The organism is Chromohalobacter sp. HP20-39, from assembly GCF_033052815.1.
Classification (GTDB): domain Bacteria; phylum Pseudomonadota; class Gammaproteobacteria; order Pseudomonadales; family Halomonadaceae; genus Chromohalobacter.
In genome coordinates, this window is the sequence record NZ_JAWHTP010000184.1 from 1 (window position 1) to 424 (window position 424).

General features: G+C 55.9%; 1 protein-coding gene. It reads right to left on the reverse strand.

Annotation, left to right across the window (positions count from 1 at the left end; all coding sequences use genetic code 11):
* Nucleotides 1-119: 119 nt before the first annotated feature.
* On the reverse strand, nucleotides 120-424 hold a 305-nt coding region (locus RVY79_RS17545), incomplete at its 5' end, for a Tn3 family transposase (RefSeq protein ID WP_317465773.1).

A 424-nucleotide genomic window follows, 5' to 3' on the forward strand; every position in this document is an offset into this window, starting at 1 on the left:
TAAGTGACGGTACGAAAAGCTAGCACTGGCGCGGAGGTGGTGTTGGTAGATCGTTGATTTCATTGACTTTCCTGTTCACTTTCAAATCTGCGATTCGTGGCGTCAAACCGTGGTCGGTTTCATCCATTGGTGCCAGTTATCGATGCATTTGGCCGCGAAGGCAGGATTTGGTCAGCATAGCGGTCAACCGGGAAGCGAAACACACCCCGCAAGTTGATGCTCTCCAGCCTGGTGGGCGCAATCTTCCCGATCAGTTCCGGTGGAATGACCTGGCGGCGGTTCGACCAGCGATCCAGGACCGCCTGCATCTGTGAGGTATTCCACGCCATCACGATGTTGGCCATCAGGCTCAACGCATCGGCCACAGCCTGCATTTCATCGACACGTTTGGCCTGCGCCGGGCTGATCCGGCCGGTATAAATGG